Raw genomic sequence first — 22,402 nt, forward strand, 5'->3', positions numbered from 1 at the left:
TTCCGTCAACCGCGCCCATGCAGGTGTTCTTTCACCCGTCCCCCGACCCCCTGCTCCCTCTGTTTCAGCACCGTGAGATCTACCGGCCCTTTCCGGTAGGAGGAGAAGAGGAGATAGAGGAAATCCACCGTCAGGTGCATGACCTCCTTTTTGAACCTGACCTCAACGGTGGTATCCCCGGCAAGGCCTTTGATGGAGAACCAGTCGGGCTTCTCGAACTTGTAGAACCCCTCGCCGAGGTTGGGGAGCGCCTCAACCTCCCCGAAGTTCTCCAGATAGGCAAAGAACCCCGCCGGCACCGGTTCATTGAGGAGAAACTCCTTCATGAACGAGCCGTCTGCGCAGGATTTATGACGAACCGAACGAAGAATTCGCATTTCGTGCAATCTCCTTTACTGCTTTTGCGGCGGTCCGGCACTCTTCGTCCGTCGTGAACCAGGAGAGGCTGAGCCGCACGGAGCCTTTCCCCCCGTCGATCGCCCGGTGCACGAGGGGGGCACAGTGCAGCCCCGTGCGGGCGACGATCCCGTAGGCGCGGGCGAGGATGAACCCCACGTCGTCGTTCTCCATCTCATGGATGTTGAAGGAGACGATCGGAAGGGCGGGCGACTCGTTGTAGACCGTGATGTTGGGCTCTTTCTTCAATTCCCCGATAAGGAACGCCGTCTGGCGCTCCGCCTTCTCTGCGATGGCCTCTACCCCGATGGAGGCGATGTAGTTCACCCCGGCAGCGAGGGCCGCAAGGCCGGGATAGTTATGGGTTCCGGTTTCGAACCGCTCCGGCATCTCCCGGGGCTGGAAGAGCGAGAAGGAGTCCGTCCCGGTCCCCCCGTAACGGAGAGGAGCAATCGACTCCGGGTCCCGCAGGTAGAATCCGCCGGTGCCGGGAATGCCGAGGAGGCCCTTATGGCCGGTGAAGACGTAGGCGTCGACCGGGAGTTTTCTGAGATCGACGGGTATATGGCCGGCGGTCTGCGCTCCGTCGACGATGAAATAGACGCCGTGATCGTGCAGGAGTTCCCCGATCCGGGCGACGTCCTGCACCGACCCGAGCACGTTGCTCCCGTGGGCCGTGACCATGAGCCGGGTCCCGGGCGTGATGGCCGCGCGAACGGCACCGGGGCAGACAGCGCCGTTCTCGAAGGGGAGAACCGTCAGCCGGATACGGCCCTGCCGCTCGAGCTCGTGAAGCGGCCGCAGAACCGAGTTGTGGTCGAGCTCGGTCGTGATGACGTGGCATCCGGCCTCTCCGGCGAGAAATCCCTGGATGAGGATGTTCAAGGAATCGGTCGCGTTCTGGGTGAAAACAACGTGCTCCGGCGGATCTGCGGCGAGGAGGCCCGAGAGCGCCTCCCGGGCGAGCGAGATATAGTCCTCGCCCTGGCTCCCGGTGGTCCTCCCCGACCCGAAAACGGGGAGGGCAAGGGAGAGTCTCGCGGCCTCCAGCGCCTCCGGGGGTTTCGGCCAGGTCGTGGCGGCGTTATTCAGGTAGATGATCGGCGGGTTATCTGCCATAAGACTCGTTTTCAGTGAATCTATCGTCTGCGGCCAAAAAGAGATCGCTTTGGGCATTTCACAACGCTTATCCCGCAGGCACCGTACACGCATCTTTGATGGCCACAATAACCGCCGGACGCGTGAGGGAAGCGGCCGAGCTGCTCGGCATCCGGGACCATGCCAGCCAGAGTGAGATTCGCGTGCGCTACTCCGAGAAGATCAAGGAGTGGCATCCCGACGTGTCGCGAAAAGACCCGGCGGAGTCCCACGAGATGACGATACGCTTAAAAGAGGCCTACGACCTCCTGGTCGACTACTGCATGAACCGTTCCGTCTCGTTCAGGCTCGAGGATCTCGAAAAGGACCTGGAGCAGAACCCCGCCGATTACTGGATGGACCGGTTCGGCGACGACCCGATCTGGGGCTGACGGTCCTGTCACGAACTGCGCCGCCTCTGTACGAGGTATACCGGTATGCCCGCCAGCATGACCGCGCTCCCGATGCCGACGGCCATGGCCGGCAGCGTGAAAGCAAGCAGCAGACACCCTGAAAGACCCAGTATCGCGAGGTATCTCCCGTACAGCCTCTCCTGCTCCGTCAGGGTGTACGCGGAGAGGTTCGTGACCGCGTAGTACAGCAGCACGGTGAAGGAGCTGAACCCTATCGCCGCACGAAGGTCCGCGAGCAGCACCACCGCGACAAGGATTACGCCGACCGTCAGTTCGGCAAGGTGCGGAACCCTGTGCACCGGGTGAACCCGGGCGAGGTACGAAGGCATATTGCGGTCCGCCGCCATGGCAAAGAGCATCCGGCTGATACCCGTCATCAGGGAGAGCAGCACCCCGAGGGTCGCGAAGGTCGAACCGACCCTGATGATCCACTGCCACGATTGAAGACCCGCCCCTGCGAGCGCCGTCACCAGGGGTGCATCGGACCGGGCGAGCGCCGCGGGCCCGACAAGGAGCAGCGCCGAGACGACGACGGCGGCGTAGACGATGAGCGTGATGCAAAGACCGAGCACGATTGCCCGTGGGATGGACGTCTCCGGGTCTTCGACCTCTTCTGCCAGGGTCGCGATCCTCGAATATCCCGCAAACGCGAAGAACCAGATCCCCGCCGACTGCAGAACCCCGTACAGGCCGTTCGATCCGAGGATCGGGCTTAAGTTACCGACATCCGGCTCGCCGACGAAGACAAGGGCAACGATCGCAGAAAGAGAAAGCAGCACCACCACGACAATGATCTTCGTGGCGTTGGCGGTCTTTTCTATCCCGAAGAAGTTCAACGCCGTGAATGCGATCACCGCCCCCGCGGCAAGGAATCGTGCATATTCCGGAGCCAGGTAGTAGCCGAACGTGAGCGCGACCGCAGAGCAGCTGGCGAGTTTGCCGACCACGAACCCCCAGCCCGCAACCCAGGCCCAGAATCCGTTCAACCGTTCTCGTGCATATACGTAGGTGCCGCCCGATGCAGGGTAAAGGCGGGCGAGCTGTGCGGATGAGGAGGCGTTGCAGTACGCAACAGAGGCCGCAAGCGCGAGGCCGAAGAGCAGCCCTGCCCCGGCCGCGGCCGCCGCAGGTGCAAGAGCCGTGAAGATGCCGGCCCCGACCATGGAGCCGAGCCCGATAAAGACGGCATCCCCCGTATGCAGCCTTCGCGAGAGCCTGCTTGCCTCGATTCCGCGCGGGGTCTTTGCCATACGCCCTCCACGCCCACGACGGCCGGGGCCGGGGCGCACCTATACGACCGGCATGATAGTTAACCGTTCTGCCGACGCGAAAGAGGCGTTCCCCGGAGCCCCGGCAACATGAGCGAACGCAGGAGGTGAAAAATCCCTGATACTACAAAAGTGCCGCAAAAGGAGAGATAACCCAAAAATTCGTTCTTTTACCGGGATTTGCGATACATTGATATAGAGTCGTCCGGGTATACCACTCCTCCCTTCCGGGGGAGCGTATCGACACTGGTGATCGGTTGATGTTAGATAGTATGGAAGGCGACGGGAAGAGCGGATACAGACCCACCCTCATATCGTGGAACGTCACCAGCCGGTGCAACCTGCGATGCGCCCACTGTTACCTGGATGCTCATAACGGGGGAGGAGCGCGGGAACTCTCCACCGGTGAAGCGAAGATGCTCATCGACCAGGTTGCGCAGGTCGGCTCCCCGGTGATGATCCTCAGCGGCGGAGAACCCCTGTTGCGGGACGATATCTTCGAGATAGCCGGATACGGGACAGAGCAAGGGCTTCGAATGGCTATCGGATCGAACGGGACGCTGATCGGCGGCCGCACCGCGGCGCGGCTCGCCGGGGCGGGAATCCGGAAAGCGGCGATAAGTCTCGACTCTGCAGACCCGGGAGTTCATGACCGGTTCAGGGGTGTTCGGGGCGCGTGGGAGCGTGCCGTCGCGGGCATCGAGGCCTGCAGGGATGCCGGTATCGGCGTCCAGGTGCACACGACGGTGACCCTGCAGAACCACTGCGAGCTCGAGGCTATTGCGGATCTCGGGGAAAGCCTCGGGGTGCATGACTTCCAGTTCTTCTTCCTCGTCCCCACGGGGAGGGGAAAGGGGCTCGCCGACCTGTCTCCCGGGATGTACGAGACCATTATCCGCGAGATCCTCCGGCTGCGAGCGGAGAGGGGTTTAGCCATCCGCCCGACGTGCGCCCCGCAACACGTGCGGATTGCGTCCGAGATGGGATTACCTGTGGCAGAGGGGGAGCGGGGGTGCATCGCGGGCATCCGCTACTGCAGGATAGACCCGCTGGGAGAGGTCACCCCATGTCCCTACCTTCCGCTGGGTCTTGGGAACATCCGCGAAACCACGTTTGCGGAGATCTGGAACGGGTCGGAAGTCTTTGCGAATCTTCGTTCCGGCGAGGCCCTGACAGGCAAGTGCGGCGCGTGCGAGTACCGTTTCACCTGCGGGGGATGCCGTGCCCGGGCATACGGGCTCACGAAAGAGAACTTTTATGCCGGCGACTACCTGGCACAAGACCCCTGGTGCCTGTACGAGCCGGGGGTGAGATGAATGCACCTCGATCCGCGTGACCGGGCGCTCCTCCAGCAGGTGCAGGACGACTTCCCGCTCGACCCCAGGCCGTACCGGGTTCTCGGCGAAGTGCTCGGGATGCCGGAGCGGGAGGTGATGGAACGGCTGACCGATCTCTCCCGCCGCGGGGTGATCAGGCATATCGCGCCGATCCTCGAGCCCGGAAGTCTCGGCATCAGCGCTTCGACGCTCGTTGCGATGCGGGTGCCGAAAGAGCGGATGCACGAAGTTGCGGCGATCGTGAACGAGTACGACGGCGTATCCCACAACTACCGCCGCGATGGCGATTACAATCTCTGGTTCACCGTCGCTGCGGCAGGCGAGGGAGAACTGCTCGATACGCTCGACGAGATCATCCGGCGGTCGATGATCCCTTTCCGGGACGTCCTGAACCTCCCGATAGCGCGGAGGTTCAAACTCGATGTCCGGTTCCGGTTTCTCGCGGAGGAAGACGATGATGGACAGGATTGACAGGGAGCTACTCAGATTGACGCAGGACGGTATCGGGATCGAGGAGAGGCCGTTTCTTCATGCGGCAACGGCACTCGGGATCGGCGAGGAGGAGGTCGTCGCCAGGCTGCAGAGGCTCAGGCAGAACGGCGTCGTCCGCCGGTTCGGGACGAGGATCAACCCCCGGAAGGCCGACTTTCCGGCGAACGCCATGGTGGTCTGGAGCGTCCCCCGGGATCGTATCGCCGATATCGGAGCCGCCATGGCAGAGAGCCCCGACGTAACCCACTGCTACGAGCGCCGCACCATCCCCGGGCGCTGGGAGTACAACCTCTACACCGTGCTCCACTGCCGCGACCGTGAAGACGCTCTCCGCAGGGTCGCGGCACTCTCCCGGGCGACCGGTGCCGCCGAGTATCGGGTCCTCTTCAGCACCGAAGAGTTCAAGCAACGGCCGGGCGGCCGGATCGGCCCTGCGGCAGGGCCAGAGCGTGGACAATGAACCGGATCACCAGGTATATCCATGCAAAAGGCACGGTCAGCGAGGTGCTCCGGCACCGTGCCGGTGAGAGGACACCGAGCGGAATGCTTGCATTCTCCGACATTCGCCGGCCGGTCGTCTTCTGGAACGTCACGAACCGGTGCAACCTGCTCTGCTCCCACTGCTACATCCGTGCAGGGCCGGGGCGAGAGCGGGAGGACGAACTGACGACAGAGGAGGGACTTCGCCTGATCGACGACCTTGCAGAGATGCGGATCCCCCTCCTGCTCTTCTCCGGGGGCGAGCCGCTGATCCGGGGAGATTTCTGGGATCTCGCCGAACACGCGAAGGAGCACGGTCTTGCCACCGCCCTGAGCACCAACGGCACGCTGCTCACGCCCGCCGCTGCACGGCGGCTCCACGATGTCGGCGTGGAGTACGCGGGAATCTCGCTTGACGGGGCGACCGCACGGACGCATGACGGCATGCGAAACGTCCCGGGGAGCTTTGATAAGGCCGTTTCGGCGCTCGAAAACTGCAAGGCCGCCGGGCTGAAGTGCGGGGTCCGGGTGACCGCGACCAGGGAGAACCGCACCGAGATTCCCGCCCTCATCGACCTCTCCCTGGACGTCGGGGCGGAGCGGTTCTGCGTCTACTGGCTGGTCCCGAGCGGTCGGGGAGGCGAGGGGTACGGCAGCCTGCAGCTCCGATCCCGGGAGATTGCCGGTCTTCTCGACCTGCTCATCGAGAGGGCGCATGACGTGGACCCGGAAGTCATGGAGTTCCTCACGGTCGACGCGCCCCAGGACGCCGTATACCTGCTCAGGAGATTGCAGGAAGAGGATCCTCCTCGATACGAGAACATGTGCACGCTCCTCGCACGCTCCGGGGTCGGGTGCAGCGCGGGAGACCGGATCGCAAACATCGATCCCTCCGGTACCGTCTACCCCTGCCAGTTCGCCCAGATGGACGAACTCAAGCTGGGAAGCATCAGGGAGAAGCCCTTCAGCGCCATCTGGAACGACCCGGAGAACCGGATCCTCGCCGACTTCAGGAGGAAGAAGGACCTGATCGGGGGCTCCTGCGGAAGGTGCTCCTACCGCGACCGCTGCGGAGGAGGGTGCAGGATCCGGGCGTTTGCCGATACCGGCGATCTCTGGGCGGAAGACCCTCTCTGCCCCATCTTTCGCGAGGAAACCCGGGACCGGCCGTGACCGGAAACGTCTGACGGATGGAAGAACCTGGTTTCCTCCATCAACCGATTCTACAGACACTTCTGGCTGCAAAGGCCGTTCTGAACATCCGTTTCCAGCGTGCAGTTACTTTTAAGATGGCTGGCCGGGATGTGGGGGCACGCCCGCCGGGGGATCAGCGGTATGACCGGGCCGGGCGAGAGGGGTGCAGGTGAGAGAGTATGGATGAGAGGAGAAAGGTCGATGAGAAGAGCAAGCAGGAGCAGCTCGATGAATTCCGCCAGGACCCGGAACGCGAGTACCTGACGACGAACCAGGGGGTCCGGGTAAGCCATACCGACGACTCGTTAAAAGCGGGGGAGCGGGGGCCGACGCTTCTGGAGGACTTTCACTTCCGCGAGAAACTGACGCATTTCGACCACGAGCGGATCCCCGAGCGGGTCGTCCACGCCCGGGGTTCGGGCGCCCACGGCTACTTCCAGGTCTACGAGCCGATGACCGAGTATACGCGGGCGGCGTTCCTCCAGGATCCGGGGAAGAAGACGCCGGTCTTCGTCCGGTTCTCGACGGTCGTCGGATTCAGAGGGTCTGCCGATACGGTCCGGGACGTCCGGGGGTTCGCAACGAAGTTCTACACGGAGGAGGGGAACTACGACCTTGTCGGCAACAACATGCCGGTCTTCTTCATCGTGGACGCCATCAAGTTCCCCGACCTCGTTCACTCCATCAAGCCGGAGCAGCACCACCAGATGCCGCAGGCTTCCGCCGCCCACGACACCTTCTGGGACTTTGTCGGGAACCTGCCCGAGATCACGCACATGATCATGTGGGTCCTCTCGGACCGTGCGCTCCCGCGGAGTTACCGGATGATGGATGGGTTCGGGGTCAACACCTTCCGGTTCGTCAACGCCGAGGGGAAGGCGCGGTTCGTCAAGTTCCACTGGCGGCCGCTGCTCGGGGTTCACTCGCTCGTCTGGGACGAGACGCAGAAGATCGCCGGGAAGGACCCGGACTTCAACCGCCGCGACCTCTGGGAGGCGATAGAGATGGGGGACTACCCGGAGTTCGAGTTCGGGGTGCAGATGATCGAGGAGGCGGACGAGCACAACTTCGACTTCGACATCCTGGACGCGACGAAGATCTGGCCCGAGGAGGAGGTGCCGATCCGGTGGATCGGGAAGATGACCCTGAACAAGAACCCGGACAACTTCTTCGTCGAGACCGAGCAGGTCGCCTTCTGCCCGGCGAACGTCGTGCCGGGGATCGACCTCTCGAACGACCCGCTCCTCCAGGGCCGGCTCTTCTCGTACCTGGACACCCAGTTGATACGCCTCGGCGGCCCGAACTTCCAGGAGATCCCGATCAACCGGACGCTCGCGCCCGCCGCGAACAACCAGCGGGAGGGCTACAACCGGATGACGATCAACCGGGGCGAGAGCAGTTACTTCCCGAACGCGCTCGGCGAGAACAAACCCCGGCCGGCAACGGCGAAGGAAGGCGGGTTCGTCCACTACCAGGAGAAGATCGAGGGCAAGAAGATCCGTGCACGGAGCGAGAAGTTCAACGACCACTTCAGCCAGGCGAAGCTCTTCTGGAACAGCATGTCGGACGCGGAGAAGGAGCATATCGTCAAGGCCTTCCACTTCGAGCTCGGGAAGGTCTCGGACTCCGAGGTCCGGAAGAAAGTTGTGGACCTCATCAACAACGTCGACGGCGACCTCGCCATACGGATCGCGGAAGGGATCGGGGTGCCGCCCCCGGCGGAGAAGGGCGCGTCCTCCGGGACGAAGAAATCCCCGAACCTCAGCCAGGAGAGAACCGTCATGGACACCATCAAGAGCAGGAAGGTCGCGATCCTCGCGATGGAGGGCTACAACCACGACGAGGTGATGCAGGTGAAGCAGGCGCTCAAAGATGCCGGAGCCCATCCGCAGATCATCTCGCAGTTCCACGGCATGGTCAGATCCGCCGACGGCAAGGAGATAGAGGTGGACAAGAGTTACGTCACCACCACCTCCGTCGTGTACGACGCCGTGTATATCCCGGGCGGGATGCACGCGGAGACCCTGAAGAACCAGGGCTACGCGATCCACTTCGTCAACGAGGCCTTCAAGCACTGCAAGCCGATCGGGGCGATAGGAGAGGGGATCGAACTCTTAAAGGCCTCCGGCATCAAAGGCGTGGCCTTCGTCGACGCCGGCTCGGGGGGGGAGGCCGTCTCCGAGATGGGGGTCGTCACCTGCGGGAGCCAGGGAGACGTGAACTCGTTTGTCGAGCAGTTCAAGACGGCCATTGCCCGGCACCGCCACTGGGACCGGGAGAAGAAGGAGCAGGTGCCCGCCTGACGCGGATCGTTGAAAAGGAGAAGGGCCGGGGGGAACCCCGGAATCTCTTTTAGCCAAAACGTGCCTCAACCGCGCAGCTTCGGCGAGTTGAACCAGAGCCCGTGGAGCCGGTGCGACGGATCATCCTTCTGGAAGACGAACCGGAGAGCAACGCCGTCCTCCTGCTCGAACTCTGCCCGGTAGGTCACGGCGATATACTCTCCGGTCTCGGTGACGACGGGATCTCTTCTGGATTCATACAGCCCGATCCGGGACGTGACGTGTTCGCGGTTCTGCTCGAACGCGGCCTCGTCGAGAGCCTGCCTCATCTCCGGGCCGAAGTCGCGGGAGTAGATCGTGTAGTTGCCTTCGTTGAAGCCCTGCATGACGTTCCCGGCGATCGGGTCCGCGTATGCAAGCACCTCTGCCTTCACGCCGTCCGAGACCACGGTCTCCTGGGCCATGCACCCGCATGCAACGGCCGCGGCGAGGATGAGCAGGGCGGCGAGGAGTGGGATCCGGGGGATATTCATAGAGTAACGTTGGATTAAGGGGAGATTAAGGTAGGGGTCGGGTCGCGGGAGCCGGAGGGACGGCGATGCAGGAGGCCGGCTCACGGTCACAAAACTCCCTCATCCTTCGATCCGATACATCCCGCGGGGCACGAGCATCTCGAACCGTGCCCCCTTCCCGGGCTCGCCCGTCTCGGTGATGCCGATCCCGGTGATCCCGAGGATCTCCCGGATCAGGAAGAGCCCGAGCCCCGTGTTCTTCCCGACGCCCCGGTGAAAGATCCGCTCCTTCTCCCCGGCAGGAACACCGGCGCCGTCGTCCTCCCAGGCGAGGGTGAGATCCCCGTTCTCTTCCGGACGATACAGGACGCGGACCCGGGTCGCCGACTCTCCGTGCCGGATTGTGTTGTCCATCAGGTTGGAAAAGACCGTTGCAAGCATCGGATCCGCATAGATGGCAAGATCTCCGGCCTCGTTCTCGACCGGCAGGCCGTGAACCGCCTCGGTCCCGAGCGCATCGGAGATCCGCTGCCATTCCGGAGACCGGACACCGAGATCCGTGTAGTCACGGGTGAACTCGATCTGGCGGCGAATCCGGTCGGCTGCGCTCTGGACCCGGGCAAGGTATTCCAGGATGTCCTCGCCGGGCTCGGCCTCCTGGGCAAAATAGAGGTTGCCGAGAAGGATCGTCAGCTGGTTCAGGACGTCATGCCTGGTGATGCTGCTCATCAGGTTGAGTTTCCTGTTCGCAACGGCCAGGCTGTTCGTCTGACGGACAAGTTCCTCGGAGTGATACGCGATCTCCAGCTCCAGTGCCGTGTACTCGCTGATGTCCAGAACGGCAAACGTCATGCCCCGCGAGGAATCCGTCGGATCGAGAGGCGTGCTGGAGAACTGCACGTCGAGAGTCGTTCCGTCCCTGCGCATACAACGGGTTTCAAGCGCGCACGTTCCGGCCTTCCCGATCTGGACGTCCATCTGCCGCAGGGCGGAGTCATACTCCGCGTCGCCCGGAAAAAACAGCCGCATGCACTGACCGAGGAGTTCGTCGCGGGTGTAGCCGACAATCTCGCAAAGCCGCCCGTTGACCTCCGTGACGACCCCGTCCACAGCCATTCCGATACCGGCGGGGGCGGTGCGGAAGATGCTCTCCGCTCTCTGCAGCATCTCTTCACTCTTGCGCAACGCCGCTTCCGCCCGCCGCCTCCCGGCCAGCTGCCGGACCGCATTGGCAAGATCGGCAAACTGCGCCCTCGGGTCGCCGCCTTTCTGGAGGTAGAAGTCGGCACCGCAGTTCAGCGCCTCGATTGCCACCTCCTCGCGTCCTCTGCCGGTGAAGATGATGTAGGGCACCCGGGACCCCGCCTCCCTGACCTGCTTTAAGAGAGCAATCCCATCCATTCCCGGCATCATGTAGTCCGAGACGACCGCGTCGTACCGGCCGGTCATGATCGTCTCGCATGCCTCCAGCGGGTTCGAGGTCGTATCGACGATGATGCTGCCCGTTCGCTCGAGGAAAGCCCGACCGATCTCGAGCAGCGCCTCTTCGTCGTCCACATAGAGGATGTGATCCGGGTTCGCGAGGGGATGCACTATATCTAAATGAGAGAGAACGAGTATAAAAAACATTTCCAATTGTCAGGACATTATCATGACATTTTATCGCATTGTGCGAGATTGAAGAAAGATTTAGTTCGAAAGGCGGTCTGTACGCCCACAGAGGGGAGAATAAGATCTCTCCCGCGTGAGTACTGCGCCTGCTTCTGGTCGCCCGGGTCACCGCACGCTTGCGATCATCTCGATCTCGACCCTCGCCCCTTTCGGGAGGGCGGCGACCTGCACCGTCGCCCGTGCGGGATACGGCTCCTGTAAGTACCCGGCGTAGACGGCGTTGACCGCATTGAAGTCCGCGAGGTCCGTCAAGTAGATCCGGGTCTGGACGACGTCGGAGAAGTCGAGGCCGCCTTCGGCAAGCACGGCCCGCAGGTTCTCCATCGCCTGCCTCGCCTCGCCGGCGGCGGTGCCGGAGAGGTTGCCGGTGACCGGGTCGAGACCGATCTGCCCCGAGATGAAGAGGTAGTCCCCGGACTGCACGGCCTGGCTGTACGGCCCGATGGGCTCCGGCGCGTTCGCCGTGTAGAGAGCGGTCTCGCCCGGGGCGGAGGATAGAACCGCGTATACGCCGAATCCCGCAAGGAGGCCGCATGCAAAAACGAGAACCGGGATCATCGTGCTGCCGTTCATGATCTATCCCTGCCCGTCGAGGCCGGAGCATCCATACAGGGTGTTTGATGCACCGATACGTATACCTTTGGAGGAGGGCGGCGGTTCCGGTGTCAGGCGGGCACCTCCTTGGAGCCGGACGAATCGGCGGTTGGTGTTCGGCCTCTATCCGCTCCCTTCCTGCAGCAGGGTGGAGATGTCTTTCTCGGTCCTGCAGAGGCGCACCATCGATTGTGCGATCCGGTACGGGTCGATCTCTTCCCCGAAGAAGAACTGAAGCCTCGTCCACCCGGACGGGTCGGTAGCGAGCTCGACCCTCTGCGTGTCCGGGATGGCCGTGGCGAGGTGCTCGCGGAGTCTGGCGAGGAAGTCCGCGACCTTCGGGTACTCCTTATGTCTGACCTGTATCTCGATGCTGATGGAATCCCCCCGGTCGCCGAACTCGTAGCACACCGCTGCCGGCCACCCTTCGCGGTATACCCGGACGTTCTCCTTCCCTGTCGCGTGCGTCGAGAATATCGGCGGTTTCATCTTCGAGAACATCTCGACGATCAGGCGAAGCCGCAGCCTCTGTCGCTTTATCTCCGGATCCGTCTCTCCCGATACCAGGAACCGCGAATGGTAGAAGTACTCGTGCCTGCCGAGCCGGTAGCGCTCGACCACCAGCAGCCGGAGATCGAGATCGCTGTGTTCGTTGAGGTAACTGAACTCCCGGATAAGGTCGTCGGGGGCAGCGTCGAGGACGATGATGCCCCGAACCTGCCCGGCTCTCAGATACGAGGCAAAGGTACTCTTCACCAGGGCGAGCCGGGCCTCGGGATTCTCTTCCCCCTCGGCACCGGCCATGGATTGGAACGTTTCTTCGAGAAGGCCCGCGGATCGCTCGTTCACCGCATCGGGCGTAAGGTTACGCATTGCTGATAGAGAGTCGCATAACCGGCCGACGACCTCGCGCCGCGACTCCCCGTTGCGGGCCAGTTTCACCTCGACGATGACCGGCAGCCCGTTGCTGTCGACGAGAACGATATCGGCGAACCCGCCTTCAAGCGGAAACTCCCGGCAGATCGTGACGAGCGCGGAATCGCCCCGGTCGACGAGGAGCACCGGGTGCCCGGCGAGGATCTCCTGCAGTTCGTACTCGTTCCTGAAGGGTTCCGGCTGCTGGGCCAGCTCGCTTCCTTCGCTTATTCGTATCGCGGGCATCGAATCTCCATAGCGAATATGGAGGGAGAGGTTGATAGATGTTTATCAATGGGGGCGGGCAGGCATGGGGCTTGAGAGGTGACTCACAGTACAGAGCCAAAATAGGGAGATCTCAAGGTACGTCTCCAGACAACAGTTATACCCTCGAAAAAGGTATTGGATGCCCTTACGAAGAAGATTTTATCCCGATTGCGCTCCTGCAAGTCGGTGATGCTCTTCCAGCTTACCTCTCACCCACTCAAGGGTCTTGCAAAACGCATGGAAGTGGTTCTCATCTGCGAGCGGAGAGAGAGGTCGGTTTGACCAGGTATCGACTTTATTCGGATCAAACCGGATATTGCTTTCGCGGCCCAATTTATTAAGCATCTTTAGGCGCATCTCCCTCTGATCAAATGGAGGAAAACCCAATAGCATATCAAAGTTAGGAGCGATGTTGCCTCCTCCATTCACTGTGATAATCCTGCAGTAATTCCCGCCGGGCAGGTCGAGTCCAATCGTTGCTGACCCCTCGTGCGCACCCTTTCCGTATTTCAATGAGAAATTGTGCGTCTCCGCCCATTCAAGGACATGATCTACAATACGCACAGATTCATCTCCTGCCCTCTCCTGCACCTGCAGAAGTAACGACTCCCGATCCCATTGCCGTGGTTTTCCAGACCGAACCTTCTTGGTGTCGATCGCCCTCATCGTCTGGCCAACGACCCTGGAGACAAGGGTTTTTTCCTTTCGGCCGGTATACTGCTTAACCTCCACCCCGAGCACCTCCGCGGGATTCATCTGCTCATTCAGGAACTCGATAATCCTCTTCAATTCAGGGGGGATAATATCGGTGACAAAGAGGAGTCGGATCTTCCCCTGCCGAAGGTTCGCCAACGCTATATCCCAATATTCCTCGGGATCGGTAGAGCCAGATAAGAAGGCTGCAAGTTCCTCTTCAGGGTCAACTCCTTTCTCTCCACAAGTGTGAGTAAAGGATCTGATGATATCTCCGATATTCCAGTACTGCACTGAGTTCGCTGCATAGTCCAGCATCTGGGCAACCACCTCACGGCGAGTTCGAGTGTCGCAGCTCCGCTTCACCTCAACGAGGGTAGGGATTCCGTCCTGGTCAATGAACAAATGGTCGAGTGCCCACCTCCCTGTACTGTCATCGCTATCCGGGACACCCATTTCACGAGTGATCAACAGCCATCTCCTCGGTTCGGTCGGATCAATCTGGTCACCGGCAAGAAGCGCAGGATGGTTCTTGAGGAGCTGCTGAAGGAGGTCTTCAGAATCATATGGGGTTTCGACCATCTCCTGCAATTCGTCACCGTCTTTGAGGAGGAATATCTTGCCGCCCATATAGTAGATCTCAGCAGAACCGACATATAAAAAGAGACGACTGGAACATATCGATTGGCGAAACATTTCGCCGGGGATTGCCTCAAGTATGAAGGAGGAATAAACTCCGAACCGTAGTATTCCGGTTTATCACTGTAGATGGGGCAAAATAAAAGATGCCTCCTGCAGATTCGGGATTGAGCAAATCAAGAGTTCGCTGAATACAGAAAAATGGTAGGTTAATATAGCCCCGATCCAAAATGGGTACTTATCGTATCGCAACAACCAGAGAGGGAAGATGGGAACGGGATCTACAGAGACAGCCTACCTTCTGCCCCCTCCGCAACGAGGCTCCCCCCATGATCCCTGATATCCTCCGAGCCCAGATCGCCACCGGTGAAGACAGCCGATGCCAGTTCAAGCGCGACGTTACCAATGCCGATGCCCTTGCTGCTGAGATGGCGGCATTTGCCAACGCCGATGGAGGTACGCTCTTTCTCGGTGTGGCTGATGACGGTTCCGTACCCGGTCTGTCGCGCACGGATGTGAACCGGATCAATCAGATCATCAGCAACGCGGCCTCTCAGCACGTGAAGAGCCCATTGACGGTACAGACCAAAAATATCCCGGTAGATGGAGATCGCGTTGTTATCATACTCACCGTTCCGAAGGGGCAGGATAAGCCATACTTCGATAGGAACGGTGTGATCTGGTTCAAAAACGGGGCCGACAAACGGCGGGTGAACTCCAGGGAGGAGCTCCGCCGCCTCTTCCAGAGCGTCGATATCTTCCATGCCGACGAACTGCCGACCAGAGCAGGCGTCGACAAACTGGACAGACTGCGCTTCCGGGACTTTCTGCGGGACACCTACAATCAACCCTACCCGGATTCGCCTGAAGAACTGCTAACGCTCCTGCAGAACATGAACCTTGCCGCGGATAACGGGATGCTGAATCTGGCCGGGGTGCTCCTCTTTGCCGAGAGGCCGGAATGGATCAAACCGCAGTTTATCATCAAGGCCATCCGCTATCCGGGCAATGGCATCCACGTAAGCGAATATCTCGACACTGAGGATTTTACGGGGACGTTTCCTGATGTATTCGAGGGCGCTATGGCCTTTGTCATGCGCAACCTCCGAAAGATCCAGGCCGGCAAGGGAGTCAACGCCCCGGGTGTTCCGGAGATCCCGCCGGTGGTCTTTGAGGAACTCCTGGTCAATGCCCTGGTGCACCGGGATTATCTGATCAGCGCACCGATCCGGCTGTTCATATTCGATGACCGTATCGAGATCATCAGCCCCGGTCACCTCCCGAACAACCTGACGGTGGAAAAGATTCGGGCCGGCAACTCCAATATCAGAAACCCGATTCTTGCATCGTACGTCGCAAAGGGGCTGCTGCCATACCGCGGCCTCGGCTCCGGCATCAAACGGGCACTCGAAGACTGGCCTGAGATCGACTTTACCGACGATCAAGAGGGAGATCTTTTCACCGTCACGGTTCACCGAAAAGAGGAGAGAAGTTCGGAGAAAGGTTCCCAGAAAAGTTCCCCAAAAGGTTCCCAGAAAAGTTCCCAGAAGATCATTGAACTCATGCAACATGACCCAACCGTGACCATTGCTGAACTCGCCCGGAGCGTAGGTGTAACCGACCGAGCGATCAAGAAACAGATCGAAAAATTGAAACAGCAAGGCCGGCTCCGTCGCATCGGCCCTGCCCGGAGCGGTCACTGGGAGGTACTGGAATGACCTTCACTGAAGCATGCTCCATCCCCGGGACAGGTGAGCCGACGACATGAGCGAGGGGAAAGACCGGTTCCATGAGGAGATGTTTTCCGGGTTACCTGAACCAGCTCGTGATATTAGAGTGAACAAAAGAACAAACTACCGTCCCACAACGGAACGGTAGCGAGTATAATAGGTACACATGCTGTACAATCCCATAAGTGGTTTTTGGTGCCACCAATCCAGATTGCGCCGTTATGGGCAAGTGAAAAAAGTAGACACCCTCCCCCATCACTGCGCCGCCTTCTTCTCCTGCACCGGGGGGTTCTTGATCGTAACGTCGATCGACTTCGAGTTCTTCCCGCGAACCTCCACCTTGTAGGTGCCCGCTGCCGGGAACTTGTGCGCGAAGAACGCGTAGGTCTGCGGGCCACCGGCGGAGAGGTCCTGTTTCTTGCCGACCTGTTCGCCGTTGATCCACAACTGCGCCTTGAAGTGCGTATCCCAGTCCGAAGACGGAACTCCTTCGTTGTCGAACCAGTAGCCGATGCTCACCGAGACGTTCGGGAAGAAATACACGTTGCCCTTCTCGTCGCGGCCGCCGCCGGTGCTGCCGCTGACCGTGGCAGTCGCTTCGACGGAGTTGATGGTTGCATCACGGTATGTTGGAGCCATGGTGCCACATTAATAAAAGTAGTATAATAAATTACGTGTCCGGTGCGTTGGTGCGGTCAGGTTTGTCAATATAGCGTGCGGGACCGTTTCGAAATCTGCCTAAATATCTTGAACTATCAGAGAGGTGATCCTAAAATTATAAGACCTCCAAAATAAAACCGGGGATCATGGTATTCCGGGAAATTGATGACGATCTCTGGGAGATTGTTCAGAAATACCTCCCACCAACGAAGCCGCACATTGGCCGACCGCGGTGTGACCCCCGCGGGTTGATCAACGGCATCCTGTACGTTCTGACCACCGGATGCTCCTGGCTCGATGTGCCGGTAAAGTACGGTACCAAATCGACGGTTCACCGGTACCACCTCGAACTCTGCGAGAAAGGAGTGTACCAGGCGATCTTCCTCGACCTCCTCCGATCTGGCTACGAGATCAAAAAGATCGATCTCTCGCACTGTTCTACCGATACCAAGGATATCCAGGCGAAAAAAGGGGATCGACTGGCTATGATGGCTATAAAAAAGTAAACGGCAACAAGCTGAGCGCTCTGGTCGATCGGCATGGTCTCCCCCTTGCCTGCACGGTTGCACCCGCAAATGTCCATGATTCCCGGCTCTATGAGCCAACCCTCGAAGCATTTGAGATTCCCGAAGTGCAGGATCGTCCCGTGATCATCTCCGCAGATGCAGCCTATGATGCTCGGGAAATTCGTCAGTACAACCGGAAACGAGGAATTAAGAGCAATATTCCAGTCAACCGGAGATCCCGGAGATATCCGAAACGTGGGAGACCATTCTGGTTCGATCCGAAACTCTACAAGGAGCGCAATGCAGTAGAACGGTTCTTCAGTTGGATTGAGGCATTTAAGAAGATTGTCCCACGCTACGAGCGGTATGAACACTCATTCCTGGGATTGATTTACCTGGCATGTAGTGTCATGATCGGGAGAATATTGGGATGACCTCGTAGTCAATACCAACAACAAGGGCTTTCCGCATATCAATCTAATTCCCGTATTGCTGCCACAATTGATTCTGTGTTCCATTTTACAATTTTATTTGCTGCTTGCTTTACAACGCTGGATGTTTTTTCTGATCCCCAAGGTTCAATCGCTAAGATAGGTTTTCCATACTCTCGGGCAATTTCAATCTCTTTGTTAATCCACTTACTATATGTGGAGTAAACTCCTGCTAAGATGATAATTACGCCACAAGGTTTAATTTTACGCTCTATTGCCTCTCGGAGTTCTTTATCAGTCCCATTTGTGTGAATTGGATCATTTCTGGGAACTGAATAATCAGAGTAAGAAAAATAGGGCCTATTCTTAAGTAATTCTGTTAAATTATTGTATTGATTACCATATGTCCACGAATGACTGATAAACAAATGATGGTGCTTTGACATAATTAACTCCCTTAAATAGCGTTAATTAACTATTCTTACATAAATAATTTTCTAATTATGTAATCACCTCTTCGATGCCCTCACTGCATCATAAGACTAATAGCATGCAATAAAATCTAGTCAGGCATTGAAACCCCAGGAAAGGTGTGCTCGCCCACAAGTGGACAATAAAAATGATTCTTCAGAGTACTAGAAGATTCTGTCATCTACAAACAGTAAGATGATCACACAGGTTGGAAAACAAGACCCCAAATTTCCTCTGGAGATTCTGCAGCTGCGCTCCCCGATCACCGTCCACAGGTTGTGAAACAAGACCCCAGATTTCCTCTGGAGATTCTGTATCTACGCCTCCCGATCACTGTCCACAGGCTGAGAAGAGACCCCAAATTTCCTCTGGAGATCCCATACCTATCCTACTTCCCATCTGTGTTCCGGAATGCGGGGTTATAGCTATTCAAAAAAAATTTGACATCTGTCACCTGTGGCATGATCACGGTGGTGGATGAAGTGGCCCCCTGACAGGACGATGGTGGGGCATGCTCTTCTGAAGTGGTGAGATGAGGGGACCATGCGCGGCATGTGGGACATGCCGTACCGGATGCGGGGTTCCTGCTATAATGGGGTCGGTGGGAGGAACCACCTTATGATTCTCTATCCAACTTGACTCGATTAATCGATCAGCCGTTTAACAGCTGGGGTGTTCAAATTAATATCCCCTGATTCTGTAATACGCCTCTTTATCTGTCTGAACGCTTCCCGACCGACGCCACGCATCTCGGCTTCTGCAGTGGACATCGCTAAAATTTGCTGCATAGTCGCGTCTTTATCTCTAAATATTTGCGGTTCTAACACGCTCAGCGGTTGCTCATCAATTTTGTTCGCCTCTTTACCTATGTAGATCACTCCCTGGGCGTCGACGGGCCTCCGTGCAAGATAGCCGATGTCGCCTTTATATTTGTATTCGGGATGGCTAAAGTACTGAAGTATTGTTGTGCTGAGGGACTTGAAACAGTGCAGCCCGGACATCGTTTTCCCCGTGTTATAGTCGATAAATGGCTGATGCACTACGGTTTGCGGATAACCTGAGTACGCGGATAGAGGCTTGACTACCTTACCCTCGTTATTAATCGTCTGGAAACCCACGATAACGAAATTAAATGGCTTAATCGTTACATTCCAACGCTTGCGCTTATTCAGGTTAGAGAATCGGTTCCAAACCTGCGATGTGCTCACAGTCAGGCGGGAAAGCGCGTATAGATCCCTGTACTTCTCCATAATACTCCCCCTAGAGATCTTCCCGTAGTGTAGGCAGAGCAGATCACGCCAGATCTCTGCGTGCCAGTGTTCCGAACCCCTTGGATAGGGGTTAAGGAGATGACCGAGCCCGTGGAGCTTGTAGTCTATCAACTCAATTTCCCCGCCTTCATAGTAATAGAGAGCATAGCGTTTTGATGAAATCCCATAGAACCACACGTTAACCTTACCTGTTTCGATCTTCAAGATGGGGATATCAATACCATAGGGATTCAGCGGTTGGAAAAAGGCTGAAAGTTCGTTTGCATAATCCACGGGCGCAAAAACACTGTCTGTGTCCATGTATGCGTGAGGGACCTCCCTAGCCTGCAGCCATGCCTCTGCCATAGCGAGGAGCAAGCGGGAGGCGGACGTGATCATAACTGCAAGAAATGGATTGAAAAAAAGGCCCGGTCTTTCAAACAGGTTTGCTTCTGTCGAGAAGCGGCCCAGCCCATACACGTCTAATGCAGTTTTGCGGTCCTCCGGGTTCAACTCTATGAATATCCCATAACTCATTGCATTGACGAGAATTTTCATTGCCTGTGCTCGGCTCTCCAGCAGTCCATGTTCAGGGTCATTCCTATCCATTCCCTTCATGCGTTGCTTGATTTTCTGCCGTTCCTCTACCAGTAACTGGATAAGGTTGTCTTTGCGTGGATCTACTGGAATTCCGAGGATTTCGGATTTCGTCAAATTGGGTTGCACACCCTTGGGGGTAAACCTGATCGCTTCGATGACCTCAGGCGCTTTCTTCGTCAGGATACATGAGGCAATGACATCGGGCAAAGCATACCACATGGGGGTGTCGGAGCTAAGGGGATTGATGCCCACGTTGAAGGATTCGCCACTCCCGTTATAGTCCATCCGGACGGGAAGGATATCCCCAGCCGGTTTGATCTTCACCATGACAGTGAGCCCTCCCCAGTTACTTGGGTCCTGCAGGAACGCGAGATCGACATGTGCCAACAGATCGCGAACCTCTTCGGTCACGACCTTGGTATCTATCCACCTGGCAACAATGAACGGCCAGAGTTTGAGCAGCATGGTGACGGAGGGATACATGCTTGTAAAGTCAAGGACGGTGACCAGATGTGGTTTTTTGCGCACCCTGCATTCAGTTCGTCCACCGTAATAGGCTGTCATGATATGACCAACAGTGTTACTATCACCTGACAGGGGGGGCTGCCCAATGCCGAGCTGTTTAAGGGCGAATTTTGCAAGCGACGCAGAGCTATAGATCTTGGTAAGCGGAGCCTGGATCTGGTAAAGGTCTAATTCCGCACAGAGGCGCGTGTATACCTCAAACGTGGTTACAACATCGGTGATGAGATAATCGATATAATTCTCTGTAACCGTCCCATGTTCGTCAACGGTCATTTTCCGGGTTTTTGTGGCTAATTTTTCCGCTGCTTTCGCTAGTGGGATATGGCGGCTCTGTAAAAAAATTTCAGCGAGCCTCTGGACATCTAAAAAGTGTCCTGGGAAGTGAGGCGTATCACTCTTTTTCCTCAGGGATGAAAACTTAAAGGTGTAAGCCGTCCCCAACTGCTTCACGATTATACGGGGCTTGAACCTGTCGCTGGAAAGTATAAATGAAAATCCCCCCTTATTCCGCTTTCTCGACTTTGCTGCCTTCTTTGCGATCCGACTTACATCGAACGCGAGGTTGTATCCTATGCAGAGGGTGTGAAGTTCATATACCTCAGGATAGAACACATCGTCAATAAATTCGGGGAGCGAATACAACCCAATGTAGTTCTCCGTTGCATAGGACTTCAGCGTCGCCATCTCTTCCGTGGTGAGCAATGAAGGGTCGTGGAATAACCCTTCATGCTGTATGTATCCGTCGTGGTATACTCGAAAATACCCGATCTTGAGGTTCTGATAGGCATCTATGGTGGTTTCCGTATCGAAAACCAACACCCTGGAGTGCCGAAGTGGGGGATCCTTACGCTCTTTCGTGAAAAACGCTTTCGGGCACACTGTTTTTTGTGTGTACACCCGTAACGCCAGCTTATCCATCACGTGTCCACTCCCTTATGGGCCTGATCGATGCACTGTTGTCCCCACACTACGGCGAGCGCTCCTATGCTTACTCCGATAAACGGACACCCCTTTCTGTCCTTCGGTGGAAGTTTGTTTTGTTCGGCGGTGATTTTTGCGTGGCAATTCTTGCACAGCGGAACTTCCAGCCATGAAAGTTTCCTTCCAAATACGTGATGGAGCTCGATCACGCTGCGATCACTTTCCCCACAGGCTATACAACAAATCTTGGCATCGCCATCCCTGATCATTTTCAGGATTGCTTCCCGATATGTGTCTTTATGCATAGATCCTCACAGATCCTCCGTATGATAGATCTCAAAGAATTCCGGCTCTTCCTGCATTTCGTGGTACAGATAGAGTTTGTCCAGGTCGGTCTCGAAGTAGTGGGCAACACCGTGCGCATCGAGAACCCTCTTACCGACAAACTCTGCCAACGCGGATTGATTACGCGCCTCAAGCGCATCGCTCACCGCCGCCATGTATCTACCAATGAGCGACCGGTCCTGGCTTTTCGCGGTGACAACAGACCTAATCCCCATGTCCCGCACGAAAAAGCTCATTTCGACTTCGATCGTGTCAGATGGTGCACACCGTAGCGTCCGCTGTTTTTGGTCCCAGCAGAGGTAGTATGGTGCAAGATGGGCAAGCACCTCACTCTCTGTCAGCCCAACCGCGCTTATTGCGCTCTGGAACTCCGCCCCCGCCCGTAATTGACGCAGCGCATTTACGGCGAGTGAACGGATACATTTCTGCTGGGGGGTTAGGTCCTCCCACCGGGTTCGTGTGAGCGTGTGATCCGCGTACCGCACTTGTACCAGTTCTTTCCGGGTTTGGTCGGGACAGAGGTGATGTTTAAGGTGTATCCGTCGTGCATACCTGCTCTCTGCTCGCACAACCTTAGCCCAGTCATCGTAGGTTGGATACCCACGTGCAAATTGTCCCATAGTTACCAGTTGATTACGCCCCTCCTGTGGCCTACCGGCGTGTCCCAGCCAAG

Annotated in this window: 22 protein-coding genes; 9 read left to right on the forward strand and 13 right to left on the reverse strand. The window is 57.8% G+C overall.

Going from position 1 to position 22,402, the window contains the following annotated elements; genetic code table 11:
* Nucleotides 1-5 precede the first annotated feature (5 nt).
* Together SZ63_RS11665 and SZ63_RS11670 are read right to left on the reverse strand one after the other, a co-directional pair.
* Entirely contained in the window at nt 6-326 is a 321-nt protein-coding gene (locus tag SZ63_RS11665; RefSeq protein ID WP_241481344.1) for a hypothetical protein, read from the reverse strand.
* Between the two features lie 22 nt (nt 327-348).
* Nucleotides 349-1,515, reverse strand: coding sequence for an aminotransferase class V-fold PLP-dependent enzyme (locus tag SZ63_RS11670; RefSeq protein ID WP_048185583.1), 1,167 nt, complete (start codon nt 1,513-1,515; stop codon nt 349-351).
* A gap of 98 nt (nt 1,516-1,613) precedes the next feature.
* Between SZ63_RS11670 and SZ63_RS11675 the strand changes: the two genes are divergently transcribed.
* Complete coding sequence (locus SZ63_RS11675; protein ID WP_048185585.1) at nt 1,614-1,925, forward strand: J domain-containing protein; 312 nt, start codon at nt 1,614-1,616, stop codon at nt 1,923-1,925.
* 8 nt (nt 1,926-1,933) lie between these two features.
* Here the strand turns inward: SZ63_RS11675 and SZ63_RS11680 are convergent, their stop codons facing one another.
* Nucleotides 1,934-3,196 carry an APC family permease gene (locus SZ63_RS11680; RefSeq protein WP_048185586.1) on the reverse strand — a complete coding sequence of 421 codons (1,263 nt, stop codon included), beginning with the start codon at nt 3,194-3,196 and terminating at the stop codon, nt 1,934-1,936.
* 278 nt (nt 3,197-3,474) lie between these two features.
* On the opposite strand from SZ63_RS11680, the gene SZ63_RS11685 reads away from it, so the two are divergent.
* The 5 genes from SZ63_RS11685 (at nt 3,475) to SZ63_RS11705 (ending at nt 9,020) form a co-directional block, all read left to right on the forward strand.
* On the forward strand, nt 3,475-4,530 hold the full coding sequence (locus tag SZ63_RS11685) for a radical SAM/SPASM domain-containing protein (protein ID WP_048185588.1): 1,056 nt from the start codon (nt 3,475-3,477) through the stop codon (nt 4,528-4,530).
* A complete protein-coding gene (ahbA, locus tag SZ63_RS11690) occupies nt 4,531-5,022 on the forward strand; it encodes a siroheme decarboxylase subunit alpha (RefSeq protein ID WP_048185590.1) in 492 nt (163 codons plus the stop codon). It abuts the gene before it with no gap.
* Entirely contained in the window at nt 5,006-5,503 is a 498-nt protein-coding gene (gene ahbB / locus SZ63_RS11695; protein WP_048185592.1) for a siroheme decarboxylase subunit beta, read from the forward strand. Before ahbA ends, ahbB begins: the two co-directional genes overlap by 17 nt.
* Nucleotides 5,500-6,696 carry a radical SAM/SPASM domain-containing protein gene (locus SZ63_RS11700; RefSeq protein ID WP_048185599.1) on the forward strand — a complete coding sequence of 399 codons (1,197 nt, stop codon included), beginning with the start codon at nt 5,500-5,502 and terminating at the stop codon, nt 6,694-6,696. Before ahbB ends, SZ63_RS11700 begins: the two co-directional genes overlap by 4 nt.
* A gap of 200 nt (nt 6,697-6,896) precedes the next feature.
* Complete coding sequence (locus tag SZ63_RS11705; RefSeq protein WP_048185605.1) at nt 6,897-9,020, forward strand: catalase; 2,124 nt, start codon at nt 6,897-6,899, stop codon at nt 9,018-9,020.
* Between the two features lie 65 nt (nt 9,021-9,085).
* Here SZ63_RS11705 and SZ63_RS11710 read toward each other — a convergent pair whose 3' ends face one another.
* The 5 genes from SZ63_RS11710 to SZ63_RS11730 form a co-directional block, all read right to left on the reverse strand.
* Complete coding sequence (locus SZ63_RS11710; RefSeq protein ID WP_241481345.1) at nt 9,086-9,532, reverse strand: DUF3887 domain-containing protein; 447 nt, start codon at nt 9,530-9,532, stop codon at nt 9,086-9,088.
* A 99-nt stretch (nt 9,533-9,631) separates the two neighbouring features.
* On the reverse strand, nt 9,632-11,104 hold the full coding sequence (locus SZ63_RS12535; RefSeq protein WP_162199205.1) for an ATP-binding response regulator: 1,473 nt from the start codon (nt 11,102-11,104) through the stop codon (nt 9,632-9,634).
* Nucleotides 11,105-11,287: 183 nt separating this feature from the next.
* Nucleotides 11,288-11,755: a RidA family protein gene (locus SZ63_RS11720; RefSeq protein WP_241481346.1), complete on the reverse strand. Its 468-nt coding sequence runs from the start codon at nt 11,753-11,755 to the stop codon at nt 11,288-11,290.
* A gap of 144 nt (nt 11,756-11,899) precedes the next feature.
* Complete coding sequence (locus SZ63_RS11725; protein WP_048185607.1) at nt 11,900-12,937, reverse strand: PDDEXK family nuclease; 1,038 nt, start codon at nt 12,935-12,937, stop codon at nt 11,900-11,902.
* Nucleotides 12,938-13,117: 180 nt separating this feature from the next.
* The gene (locus SZ63_RS11730) at nt 13,118-14,281 is read right to left on the reverse strand and encodes a hypothetical protein (protein ID WP_048185867.1); all 1,164 of its coding nucleotides are present in this window, start codon (nt 14,279-14,281) and stop codon (nt 13,118-13,120) included.
* 338 nt (nt 14,282-14,619) lie between these two features.
* On the opposite strand from SZ63_RS11730, the gene SZ63_RS11735 reads away from it, so the two are divergent.
* Nucleotides 14,620-16,008 (forward strand): RNA-binding domain-containing protein, encoded by a 1,389-nt coding sequence (locus tag SZ63_RS11735; RefSeq protein ID WP_048185609.1) that lies wholly within the window; start codon nt 14,620-14,622, stop codon nt 16,006-16,008.
* Nucleotides 16,009-16,275: 267 nt separating this feature from the next.
* On the opposite strand, the gene SZ63_RS11740 is transcribed toward SZ63_RS11735, so the two are convergent.
* The gene (locus SZ63_RS11740; protein WP_048185610.1) at nt 16,276-16,659 is read right to left on the reverse strand and encodes a PKD domain-containing protein; all 384 of its coding nucleotides are present in this window, start codon (nt 16,657-16,659) and stop codon (nt 16,276-16,278) included.
* A gap of 167 nt (nt 16,660-16,826) precedes the next feature.
* Between SZ63_RS11740 and SZ63_RS13210 the strand changes: the two genes are divergently transcribed.
* Together SZ63_RS13210 and SZ63_RS13280 are read left to right on the forward strand one after the other, a co-directional pair.
* The gene (locus tag SZ63_RS13210) at nt 16,827-17,186 is read left to right on the forward strand and encodes an IS5/IS1182 family transposase (RefSeq protein WP_048185612.1); all 360 of its coding nucleotides are present in this window, start codon (nt 16,827-16,829) and stop codon (nt 17,184-17,186) included.
* A gap of 11 nt (nt 17,187-17,197) precedes the next feature.
* Nucleotides 17,198-17,620: an IS5 family transposase gene (locus SZ63_RS13280; RefSeq protein WP_394298776.1), complete on the forward strand. Its 423-nt coding sequence runs from the start codon at nt 17,198-17,200 to the stop codon at nt 17,618-17,620.
* 38 nt (nt 17,621-17,658) lie between these two features.
* Here the strand turns inward: SZ63_RS13280 and SZ63_RS12805 are convergent, their stop codons facing one another.
* From SZ63_RS12805 to SZ63_RS11760, 4 genes are all read right to left on the reverse strand, one after another.
* A complete protein-coding gene (locus tag SZ63_RS12805; protein WP_082122779.1) occupies nt 17,659-18,063 on the reverse strand; it encodes a TIR domain-containing protein in 405 nt (134 codons plus the stop codon).
* A gap of 669 nt (nt 18,064-18,732) precedes the next feature.
* Nucleotides 18,733-21,381, reverse strand: a complete 2,649-nt coding sequence (locus SZ63_RS11750) for a DNA polymerase (RefSeq protein WP_048185614.1) — start codon at nt 21,379-21,381, stop codon at nt 18,733-18,735.
* A complete protein-coding gene (locus tag SZ63_RS11755; protein WP_048185616.1) occupies nt 21,381-21,689 on the reverse strand; it encodes a hypothetical protein in 309 nt (102 codons plus the stop codon). Before SZ63_RS11755 ends, SZ63_RS11750 begins: the two co-directional genes overlap by 1 nt.
* A 6-nt stretch (nt 21,690-21,695) precedes the next feature.
* Entirely contained in the window at nt 21,696-22,349 is a 654-nt protein-coding gene (locus tag SZ63_RS11760; RefSeq protein WP_156168495.1) for a hypothetical protein, read from the reverse strand.
* Between the last annotated feature and the right edge of the window lie 53 nt (nt 22,350-22,402).

This window comes from Methanoculleus sediminis, assembly GCF_001017125.1.
GTDB classification, from domain to species: Archaea; Halobacteriota; Methanomicrobia; order Methanomicrobiales; family Methanoculleaceae; genus Methanoculleus; species Methanoculleus sediminis.

Excerpts from the sequence above, each read along its gene's own strand:
- SZ63_RS11665 (WP_241481344.1), bottom strand. The coding sequence starts at position 326 with ATGAAGGAGTTTCTCCTCAATGAACCGGTGCCGGCGGGGTTCTTTGCC.
- SZ63_RS11670 (WP_048185583.1), bottom strand. The coding sequence starts at position 1,515 with ATGGCAGATAACCCGCCGATCATCTACCTGAATAACGCCGCCACGACC.
- SZ63_RS11675 (WP_048185585.1), top strand. The coding sequence starts at position 1,614 with ATGGCCACAATAACCGCCGGACGCGTGAGGGAAGCGGCCGAGCTGCTC.
- SZ63_RS11680 (WP_048185586.1), bottom strand. The coding sequence starts at position 3,196 with ATGGCAAAGACCCCGCGCGGAATCGAGGCAAGCAGGCTCTCGCGAAGG.
- SZ63_RS11685 (WP_048185588.1), top strand. The coding sequence starts at position 3,475 with ATGTTAGATAGTATGGAAGGCGACGGGAAGAGCGGATACAGACCCACC.
- ahbA (WP_048185590.1), top strand. The coding sequence starts at position 4,531 with ATGCACCTCGATCCGCGTGACCGGGCGCTCCTCCAGCAGGTGCAGGAC.
- ahbB (WP_048185592.1), top strand. The coding sequence starts at position 5,006 with ATGATGGACAGGATTGACAGGGAGCTACTCAGATTGACGCAGGACGGT.
- SZ63_RS11700 (WP_048185599.1), top strand. The coding sequence starts at position 5,500 with ATGAACCGGATCACCAGGTATATCCATGCAAAAGGCACGGTCAGCGAG.
- SZ63_RS11705 (WP_048185605.1), top strand. The coding sequence starts at position 6,897 with ATGGATGAGAGGAGAAAGGTCGATGAGAAGAGCAAGCAGGAGCAGCTC.
- SZ63_RS11710 (WP_241481345.1), bottom strand. The coding sequence starts at position 9,532 with ATGAATATCCCCCGGATCCCACTCCTCGCCGCCCTGCTCATCCTCGCC.
- SZ63_RS11720 (WP_241481346.1), bottom strand. The coding sequence starts at position 11,755 with ATGAACGGCAGCACGATGATCCCGGTTCTCGTTTTTGCATGCGGCCTC.
- SZ63_RS11725 (WP_048185607.1), bottom strand. The coding sequence starts at position 12,937 with ATGCCCGCGATACGAATAAGCGAAGGAAGCGAGCTGGCCCAGCAGCCG.
- SZ63_RS11730 (WP_048185867.1), bottom strand. The coding sequence starts at position 14,281 with ATGGGCGGCAAGATATTCCTCCTCAAAGACGGTGACGAATTGCAGGAG.
- SZ63_RS11735 (WP_048185609.1), top strand. The coding sequence starts at position 14,620 with ATGATCCCTGATATCCTCCGAGCCCAGATCGCCACCGGTGAAGACAGC.
- SZ63_RS11740 (WP_048185610.1), bottom strand. The coding sequence starts at position 16,659 with ATGGCTCCAACATACCGTGATGCAACCATCAACTCCGTCGAAGCGACT.
- SZ63_RS13210 (WP_048185612.1), top strand. The coding sequence starts at position 16,827 with ATGGTATTCCGGGAAATTGATGACGATCTCTGGGAGATTGTTCAGAAA.
- SZ63_RS12805 (WP_082122779.1), bottom strand. The coding sequence starts at position 18,063 with ATGTCAAAGCACCATCATTTGTTTATCAGTCATTCGTGGACATATGGT.
- SZ63_RS11750 (WP_048185614.1), bottom strand. The coding sequence starts at position 21,381 with ATGGATAAGCTGGCGTTACGGGTGTACACACAAAAAACAGTGTGCCCG.
- SZ63_RS11755 (WP_048185616.1), bottom strand. The coding sequence starts at position 21,689 with ATGCATAAAGACACATATCGGGAAGCAATCCTGAAAATGATCAGGGAT.
- SZ63_RS11760 (WP_156168495.1), bottom strand. The coding sequence starts at position 22,349 with ATGGGACAATTTGCACGTGGGTATCCAACCTACGATGACTGGGCTAAG.